Below are 8,877 nucleotides of genomic sequence, written 5' to 3' on the forward strand. Positions count from 1 at the left end.
TCGTGGGCTCGGAGATGTGTATAAGAGACAGGGATAGGAAAGACCACATAACGGCTTTCGGAGTCCTGCCGTGTTGACGTCGAGTGTGAAGTTCGCTTGTCGGATCTTCCGTAACGTGTCGTCGAGGTTCGTTGGGTTCGACTCGAGCGGATAGGCTTGGATGAACTTCGTCGGTAACGTCAAGTGACCGAGTCGCTTCGGCTGGTGTGCACCGAGATCTGTCATGACGAGGGCTTGGATGCCTTCATAATACCGTTCGTGGACCGCCGTGACGCTTCCGAGTTTCGTGACGATCTCACCGAAGCTTTCCTTGCTGAAGTCGACGCCATAATATTGCTCATCGATGTATAAGTAATGCAGTGAGAGAATCCCGTCGGTCAAGACGTCAGCGTAGCGAGCGATGATGTCACGCGTGCCGTCGACATGCCCTTCCCAGTAGTCGAACTCCATCCCGATTCGGATGTCGATCTGATTCTTGTATGTCTCGCGGAGTTGTGTCAATTCCTTCAGGTAGGCATCGGCTGTCGCGAACGACATTCCGGAATCGTTATCTGGCGCAGGATCCGTCACACCTTCAGGTAAAGGGGCATGTTCCGTGAAGCTGATCCGTTCTAAGCCTTGCTCTAAGGCACGCTCGATGTAGGCTTCGAGTGGATCCTTCGTACCGTGTGGACAATATGGACTGTGGACGTGACCGTCCCATTTCAATAATTGCATGATAAACCCTCCGATTTTTTAGAATTGGCAAGCAAAGCGATTGACAATGTGCCCGAAACGCGGTATCTTATCGTTAAATAATTTAGCGTGGTACAGTGATAATAAGATAAAGGAGTGGGAGTATGCAATCATTTTCTACGATTCGACTCAAGGATGGAGCGACGGATTACGTTGGTGCCTCGGCAACGCGGCTCCAGCAGGTCATCCGTCAGCTCGAAGATGGACTCGAACAATCTAACTATACCCGATTAATCACCCCCTTAATTGAGGAAATCGGTGGACGGGAACAGATTCGAATGGATTTTACGACTAGTGTCGCGCGTGCACTTAGCGAACGGGGTCGCGAACAATATAAACGTGTCTTCTACAGTGGCTCGGTCTTTCAACCGGAAGAGAAGTTCCAGGTTGGATTTGAGGAACGAGGACAAATCGCAGAAGTCGAAGCAATTCAACTTGCGGTCCGACTCGTCGAGGAACTGACGGGAAAAGAAGTCACACTCTCGATCGGTGATGCCGGTTTAATCGAGCATTTGATCGAGACGCGCGTCGGTGATCACCACTTACGCGACCAAGTGACACAGATGCTCCGTTTACGTAACGTCATTGAACTGAAGCGAATCGCGGGTCAACTCGATGATGCCTTACTTGCAAAACTTCCTTTATTATTCGGACGTGAAGGGGCGGAGACGATCCTACCGTACGTCGACGAGTCACGACTCAATGCCGTGCTTGATCTCGCGGAAGCCGTCAATGCCGATCTCGACTTCGGTCAAATGGGTTTACAGACGTACTACGACGGGATCACGATCCACGGTTTCATCGAAGGTGTGACGGAACCCGTCCTCGTCGGTGGACGCTACGACCGGCTTTATGAACAATTCGGACAAGAACAACAGGCGTTCGGCATCGGATTCTCGGTCGAACGGTTGGCGGAGGTGCTCTAAATGCGAATCGGAATTACGAAAGGACGGCTGTCGAAAGCGACAGAACGTTATCTAAAAGAAGCTGGCGTCGAGACATGGGGAGCCATTGAACGCGAACTGATCGTCAAACGGGGCGAGCACGAATTCGTCTTCATGAAAGGATCGGATTTGATTCCGTACGTCGCTCAAGGTGTTCTTGATGTCGCGATCACCGGCAGTGACATCTTACTCGAATCGGATCAAGAGCTATCGGAACTGGCGGAATTACCGTTCGGCGTCTGCCGAATGTCGGTCTGTGCGAAGGAGCCCTTGCAATTCGAAGGTGGACGCCGCGTCCGGATTGCGACGAAATATCCGGTCATCGCGAAACGCTACTTCAGCGAACTCGGTGTCGACGTTGATATCGTACCGTTGAACGGTTCGGTCGAGTTGGCACCGTTACTCGGACTTGCTGACGCAATCGTCGATATCGTCGAGACAGGTGAGACGTTACGGGCAAACGGACTAAACGAATACGAAAAAATCATCGATATCAGCGCTCGATTCTTTACGAGCGAATGGACGTTAAAACGGAAGCGGGTTGAAGTCATCCGCTTGCTCGAGCAATTGACAGAAGGAGTGACACGATCATGACACCGACAAAACCTTTCAGCATCGATCGCGACACGGAGCTCGCGGTCCGCGCGATTCTCGAACGCGTCGCAACAGACGGTGACGCTGCTGTCCGCGATTATACGAACCAATTCGATCAGGTCGATCTTGAAGATTTCCGCCTCAGTGAAACACGAATCGCGCAAGCCTTTGAACACGCAGACGCCAATTTGATCGACTCGTTGAAGTTGATGGCGACACGACTCGTCGAATGGCACGAGCAGGAACTTCCGTCTGACATCGAACTCGTCGAAGCAGACGTGACACGACGTCAACGGTTCGTCCCTGTTGATTCGGTTGGGATTTACGTTCCAGGTGGTGCAGCCAGTTATCCATCGACCGTCTTGATGAACGCCATTCCAGCGAAAGTTGCTGGGGTTGAACGCGTCGTCATGGTGACACCGATGACGAACTTAAGTGATGAGGTCCTCGTTGCAGCACGGATCGCTGGTGTGACAGAAATCTATACGATCGGTGGAGCACAAGCTGTCGCTGCGCTGACATTCGGAACAGAAAGCATCCAAGCCGTCGATTTGATCGTCGGACCTGGGAACCGCTTCGTCGCTGAAGCAAAACGCCAAGTCTACGGCATCGTTGGTATCGACTCGGTCGCCGGTCCATCGGAAGTCGTCGTCATCGCGGACGAAACGGCGCATCCGGACCGGATCGCAGCCGACTTACTTGCGCAAGCCGAACACGACCGTGACGCTGTCGCGATCGCCTTCGTGCCAACGGAAGAGATGAAACAAGCGGTGGATGCAGAGATCGAACGGCGCTTACAGCAATTGCCGCGTCAAGAGATTGCCCGTCGTGCGATGGAAAACGGTGGCGTCTTCGTCGCTCCACTCGAAACAGCAATCGAAGAAGCGAATCGCCTCGCAGCGGAACACTTGGAACTTGCCGTTGCCAATCCGCAAGAGGTCGTCAAATCGATCCGTCACGCCGGGATGATCTTCCTCGGTCACGAGACACCGGAAACGCTTGGCGATTACGTCGCTGGAACAAACCACGTCTTACCGACATCCGGGACAGCCCGTTTTGCGTCTGGATTATCAGCGCGGACGTTCTTGCGTCACCAGACGATGCTCGAAGCCACTCGCGCAGGCGTACAACGTCTCGCGAACGCAGCGAAAACCGTTGCCCGGGTCGAAGGACTCGAAGCACACGCACAAGCCATCGAAGTGAGGGAAGACTAATGCGATTACACCAAAACGAACGATTCACGACCCACAGTCCAGTTGGGATCGAAGCGATCCAGGAATTGATCGCAACGTTCCCTTTAAATGAATATCCTGTCGAAATCATCGATCAAGTCAAGGCATCGTATGCAACGTACGCTGGTGTCCGTCCGACGCAACTCGTCGCCGGAAACGGCTCGGATGAGTTGATCGGCTACTTATGTGCCCGCTACGGCGGACCCGGGATGCCGGTCATCGCCTCAGAACCGGATTTCGTTATGTATCAGTTTTACGCTGACCGGGCACGGGCACCGTTCGAACGCGTGCCGTTACTCGACGAAATGGCGCTTGACGTCGAGGGATTGATCGCAGCTCCTGGTGAGATCATCTTCTTGAGTCACCCGCACAATCCGTCCGGTGTCCTCCGCAAGGAAGCGGACATCCGGCGCTTGCTCGACAGTGGCAAATACGTCGTCATCGATGAGGCCTATATCGACTTCGCGCTCGAACAGTCGATGCTTCACTTACTCGAAGAATATCCGAAAGCAATCATCTTACGGACGCTCTCGAAAGCGTTCGGACTCGCATCGCTTCGACTTGGTTTTGTCATCGCGAGCGAACAAATCATCGAAGAAATCGAACAGATTAAATCACCGTACAACGTCTCTGGTCTATCAGCAGCTGTCGGTATCGCCATCATGGCAGAACCGGAACTCGATCGGGTCTTAGAAGAAACGTATGCGAGCCGCGAAGCGATCGAACGGATTCTCGCGCCAATCGGCAAGACGTATCCCAGTGCAGCGAACTTCGTCTACGTCGAGTATCCAGAAGCCGAACGCTTTACGCAGCGTTGTGCTGACGCCGGATTACGGATTCGTTTATTTGATCAGGCATTCCGTGTCAGTTGTGGATCACCAGAAGCGATGCAAGTATTAGAAACGTGTGTAGAGGAGGAATTACGATGCGGCGTGGCGCAAGCGAACGAGTAAGTGCAGAATCAGACATCAAGGTCGAGATTGATCTCGCAGGAGGTCCGGTTGAGATCAAGACGGGTGTCGGATTCTTTGATCATATGTTGACGTTATTCGCCTTCCAGGCCCGGATCGGTCTGAAGGTAACTGCAAAAGGTGATACGTGGATCGATGCCCACCACACGGTCGAAGATACAGCGATCGTTCTCGGGGCAGCATTGACGGAAGCGCTCGGTGATAAAGCCGGGATCGAACGCTACGGCGAATCGCGTGTACCGATGGACGAGACCCTCGCGTCGGTCGTCCTTGATTTCAGCGGTCGTCCGTTCACCGTCTTCCGTGCTAGTTTCAAGAATCCGAAGCTCGGTGACTTTGATACGGAACTCGCAGAAGAGTTCTTCCAAGGCTTATCACGGAGTGCCCGGATGACGATTCATGCCGAAGTCTTATATGGTTCAAACACACACCACATGATCGAAGGGTTGTTCAAAGCACTCGGTCGGGCCGTCCGTCAGGCAGTTGCCGTGACGAGCGAAGGCGTACCGTCTACGAAAGGGTTGATTGATCAATGATAGCAATCGTCGATTATGGCGTCGGGAATATCGCGAATGTCGAGCGGGCGTTAAAGGAGCTCGGCGAAGCAGTCATCGTCACGAGTGACACGGAGTTGCTTGACCAAGCAGAAGCACTCGTCTTACCGGGTGTCGGTGCCTATGCACCGGCAATGGAGCGCCTGAAGGAAACGGGACTCGTCGACTTCTTAAAAGAACAAGCCGAAAAGAAACCGTTCCTCGGGATTTGTCTTGGGATGCAACTGCTCTTTGAATCGAGTGACGAAGATGGACTGACGGAAGGTCTCGGGATTTTACCGGGAACGATCGAAAAATTACCGAATGACGTCCGCTTACCACACATGGGTTGGCACCAACTGACGAACCACGGCGAAGCGGTCTATTTCGTCCACTCGTACGGCGCTGTTTGTGACCCAGAATGGATCGTCGACGCGGTTGAATACGGACGTCTTGTTCCGGCAATCGTTCAAAAAGGACAAGTCACTGGGATGCAGTTCCACCCAGAGAAGAGTGGCGAAGTCGGACTGAAACTACTGAAGGAATGGAGAGAGACGACATGCAACTCTACCCAGCAATCGATTTAATGAGCGGACAGGCCGTACGCCTGAAGCAAGGAGATTTTGACCAACAGACATTCTTCGGTGATGCGTTGACGATTGCGAAGCGCTTCAAGGAAGATGGTGCGACAGCGATCCACTTGATCGATCTTGATGGCGCGAAAGCCGGCGAACCGTTGCACTTGAGCTTGATCGCCGACATCAAAAAGGAGACCGGTTTGTTCGTCGAAGCTGGTGGTGGTGTCCGTAACATCGAAACCGTCGAAGCATACGTCGGTGCCGGGATCGACCGGATTCTCGTCGGCACGGTCGCCCTAGAAGACGAAGCATTACTCGAGCAGATGATTGCTCTCGCTGGTGATAAACTGGCTGTTGCGTTAGATGCAAAAGAAGGTATCGTTCAAACACGCGGCTGGCTCGAAGCGAGCGGTTGGACGCTCGAAGAAGCGATGACGCACCTGATCGGTAAAGGCATCAAGACGTTCCTTTATACAGACATTTCGCGTGACGGAATGATGATGGGACCGGACGTTGATGGACTCGATCGTTTAAAACGGGAAGGGGTCGAATTGATTGCTTCCGGTGGTGTGACGACAATCGATGACGTCGCGCGCCTCAAAGAAATCGGGATGGACGGAGCGGTCGTCGGTCGGGCGTTACTCGACGGATCACTCGCCTTAAAAGAGGTGTTACGCGTATGTTGATGAAGCGGATCATTCCCTGTCTTGACGTCAAGGAAGGACGTGTCGTCAAAGGGGTCAAATTCCAAAACTTACGTGATCTTGGTGACCCGGTCGCCGTCGCGAAATACTATTACGAGCAAGGGGCGGACGAACTCGTCCTGCTCGATATCTCAGCAACGCAAGAAGGGCGCGAGACGATGCTTGATATCGTCGAACGCGTCGCGGAAGTCATTTATATGCCGTTTACGGTCGGTGGCGGAATCAAGACGATCGAAGACGCGAAACGCTTGATTCGTGCCGGGGCTGACAAAGTTTCACTCAACTCATCAGCGCTTCAAAATCCACAACTGATTCAAGAAGTCAGCCGCCTGTTCGGTGTCCAAGCGACGGTCGTCGCAATCGATGCGAAGCAGACGGGCGACTCGTGGGGTGTCTTCTCACACGGTGGAACACAACCCGTCGGACGTGACGCGATCGAGTGGGCACAGGAAGCTGTCGCGCTTGGTGCCGGCGAATTACTCGTTACGTCAATGGACGCTGACGGCACAAAAGACGGCTATGATCTCGCCTTGATCCGTCGTCTGCGTGAAGTCGTCAACGTGCCGATTATTGCTTCCGGTGGAGTCGGAACACTTGATCACTTAGCGGAAGGATTGGAAGCAGGAGCTGACGCAGCCTTAGCTGCTTCGATCTTCCATGAAGCAACATACACGATGCCGGAAACGAAAGCCTACCTCAAAGAACGGGGAGTCGAAGTCCGATGACGACATTGAATTTTTCAAAAGGACTCGTCGCTGCCGTCGTCGTCGACGAGCAGACGAACGATGTCTTGATGGTCGGCTTCATGGACCAAGCCGCCTATGATAAGACGCTTACGACCGGTCTTGTCACCTTTTTCTCGCGGACGAAGAATCGTCTTTGGACGAAAGGGGAGACGAGCGGGAATACGCTTGAGCTCAAACGGATGTGGATCGACTGTGATCAGGATAGTCTTTTGATCACGGTCAAAGCGAATGGTCCGACATGCCATACCGGAAATCGCAGTTGTTTCTATACGGAAGTGGAGGTGCCCGATGTTATACGAACTGGAACAGACCGTCAAAGCGAAGATTGACGCGAAAGAAGCAGAATCCTATACGAACTATTTGATTGCTTCTGGATATGAGAAGATCGCGAAGAAGTTCGGCGAAGAGGCATTTGAAGTCGTTCTCGCTGGTAACGATACGTTAGCAGAAGAGACAGCAGACTTGTTGTATCACTTAACGGTCTTGCTCGCTGAGCGCGGTGTCTCATTCAAAGAAGTCGAAGCCGTCCTTAACGAACGTCACGGTACAAAATCGACGTTCAAGGATCGCCCGGATATTGAACAATGGTAAACGACATCCACATCGCCTAGGCGGTGTGGATTTTTGTATAAGCGGGAAAAGACAAACAGATGACGGTTGTCATCAAATCGACAGAATCTTTCGATAGGCACGCTGTTGCTTCAGAGCGTATAATCAAAGTGTTAGTCTTGTGTCATTAGAAAGTAGGTGTTCGGTTGGTTACCAAAAAAGAACTTAAGCAAACGATCAAGCAACAATCGAAAGAAACGATCGAAGAGCTACTCGCGAAAGGTGACTCCTTGAAAGAGGAAGTCGCCAGTGCCATTACACACGGATTGGGTGTCATTTTCAGTATCGTCGCGCTCGTGATGTTGATCCTGCAGGCGACGAAATCCGGCAGCGCTTGGAACGTCACCGCTGTCAGTATCTTCGGGGCAACGATGATTCTCCTTTATCTGTTCTCGACCTTGATGCATTCGCTGATGCATACGAAAGCAAACAAGGTTCTACAAATTTTAGATCATGCTGGCATCTATCTCTTGATTGCTGGTAGTTATACACCATTCGCCTTGATCACACTCCGTGGTCCGCTCGGTTGGACATTGCTCGGGATTGTCTGGGGTGTCGGGACGCTCGGTATCATCTGGAAGCTTTATTCGACCGGTAAATATGTCTGGATCTCGAATGCGTCTTATCTGATCCTCGGCTGGTGTTGTCTGTTTGCGATCAAGCCGATCTATGAAGCACTCGGGTTACAAGGATTCTTATTGCTCCTCGGTGGTGGACTCGCGTACTCTCTCGGCGTCATCTTCTACGTCTGGGCACGCTTGCCGTATAACCACGCGATTTGGCATCTGTTCGTCCTTGCGGGCAGTGTCCTGATCTTCCTCTCGATTTTCTATTACGTTGCTCCGGCGACGATGTCATGAAGAAATTACGGCTCCGGGACTGGCTCCCGCTCACGCTGTATTTTATGTTTGGACTTGGATTGCTCCTGTACTTCCGGATGTCGGGAATGCTGGAGCAATTCGACATTCAAGCATTATCGGATTGGGTACGGGATCAAGGTCTGACCGGGATGTTGCTTTACGTACTCGCTTACACGATTCGACCACTCGTCTTTTTCCCAGCAAGTCTGTTGACCATTTTTGGCGGTTACACGTACGGTCCATGGCTCGGGACACTACTTGATGTTATTGGTGCTGGTACGGGTGGATTACTTAGCTTTTGGATCGCCCGGTTGCTCGGTCGCCGTGGAGTTGAGAAATTGATTGGCAAAGGGAAGCTGAACGTACTCGAC

The 8,877-nt window shown here is 52.4% G+C and carries 11 protein-coding genes and 1 pseudogene; 11 read left to right on the plus strand and 1 reads right to left on the minus strand.

Annotated features, from left to right (window positions below; genetic code table 11):
- Positions 1-717: histidinol-phosphatase HisJ (gene hisJ / locus F8N00_RS13675; protein WP_421018400.1), on the minus strand; the 717-nt coding region annotated here is incomplete at its 3' end.
- A gap of 122 nt (positions 718-839) precedes the next feature.
- On the opposite strand from hisJ, the gene F8N00_RS13680 reads away from it, so the two are divergent.
- The 11 genes and pseudogenes from F8N00_RS13680 to F8N00_RS13730 all read left to right on the plus strand — a co-directional run.
- Positions 840-1,661, plus strand: a complete 822-nt coding sequence (locus F8N00_RS13680; protein ID WP_023469190.1) for an ATP phosphoribosyltransferase regulatory subunit — start codon at positions 840-842, stop codon at positions 1,659-1,661.
- Positions 1,662-2,273, plus strand: coding sequence for an ATP phosphoribosyltransferase (gene hisG, locus F8N00_RS13685; RefSeq protein ID WP_023469189.1), 612 nt, complete (start codon positions 1,662-1,664; stop codon positions 2,271-2,273). It abuts the gene before it with no gap.
- Positions 2,270-3,487, plus strand: coding sequence for a histidinol dehydrogenase (gene hisD / locus F8N00_RS13690; RefSeq protein ID WP_336449028.1), 1,218 nt, complete (start codon positions 2,270-2,272; stop codon positions 3,485-3,487). The genes hisG and hisD overlap by 4 nt, the downstream gene beginning before the upstream one ends.
- Entirely contained in the window at positions 3,487-4,458 is a 972-nt protein-coding gene (locus F8N00_RS13695) for a pyridoxal phosphate-dependent aminotransferase (protein WP_023469187.1), read from the plus strand. Before hisD ends, F8N00_RS13695 begins: the two co-directional genes overlap by 1 nt.
- A complete protein-coding gene (hisB, locus tag F8N00_RS13700) occupies positions 4,431-5,012 on the plus strand; it encodes an imidazoleglycerol-phosphate dehydratase HisB (RefSeq protein WP_023469186.1) in 582 nt (193 codons plus the stop codon). Before F8N00_RS13695 ends, hisB begins: the two co-directional genes overlap by 28 nt.
- The gene (gene hisH, locus F8N00_RS13705; protein ID WP_023469185.1) at positions 5,009-5,596 is read left to right on the plus strand and encodes an imidazole glycerol phosphate synthase subunit HisH; all 588 of its coding nucleotides are present in this window, start codon (positions 5,009-5,011) and stop codon (positions 5,594-5,596) included. Before hisB ends, hisH begins: the two co-directional genes overlap by 4 nt.
- Positions 5,569-6,273: a 1-(5-phosphoribosyl)-5-[(5-phosphoribosylamino)methylideneamino]imidazole-4-carboxamide isomerase gene (gene hisA / locus F8N00_RS13710; protein WP_023469184.1), complete on the plus strand. Its 705-nt coding sequence runs from the start codon at positions 5,569-5,571 to the stop codon at positions 6,271-6,273. Before hisH ends, hisA begins: the two co-directional genes overlap by 28 nt.
- Positions 6,267-7,016 carry an imidazole glycerol phosphate synthase subunit HisF gene (gene hisF / locus F8N00_RS13715; RefSeq protein ID WP_023469183.1) on the plus strand — a complete coding sequence of 250 codons (750 nt, stop codon included), beginning with the start codon at positions 6,267-6,269 and terminating at the stop codon, positions 7,014-7,016. The genes hisA and hisF overlap by 7 nt, the downstream gene beginning before the upstream one ends.
- Positions 7,013-7,628 (plus strand): annotated as a pseudogene (gene hisIE, locus F8N00_RS13720) (bifunctional phosphoribosyl-AMP cyclohydrolase/phosphoribosyl-ATP diphosphatase HisIE). The gene hisF and the pseudogene hisIE overlap by 4 nt, the downstream one beginning before the upstream one ends.
- A 218-nt stretch (positions 7,629-7,846) precedes the next feature.
- Complete coding sequence (gene trhA, locus F8N00_RS13725; RefSeq protein ID WP_041255537.1) at positions 7,847-8,506, plus strand: PAQR family membrane homeostasis protein TrhA; 660 nt, start codon at positions 7,847-7,849, stop codon at positions 8,504-8,506.
- The coding region (locus tag F8N00_RS13730) for a TVP38/TMEM64 family protein (RefSeq protein WP_421018401.1) at positions 8,503-8,877 on the plus strand (375 nt) is incomplete at its 3' end. The genes trhA and F8N00_RS13730, both read left to right, overlap by 4 nt.

Origin of the sequence: Exiguobacterium sp. A1_3_1 (assembly GCF_048985645.1) — a bacterium.
GTDB classification, from domain to species: domain Bacteria; phylum Bacillota; class Bacilli; order Exiguobacteriales; family Exiguobacteriaceae; genus Exiguobacterium_A; species Exiguobacterium_A indicum.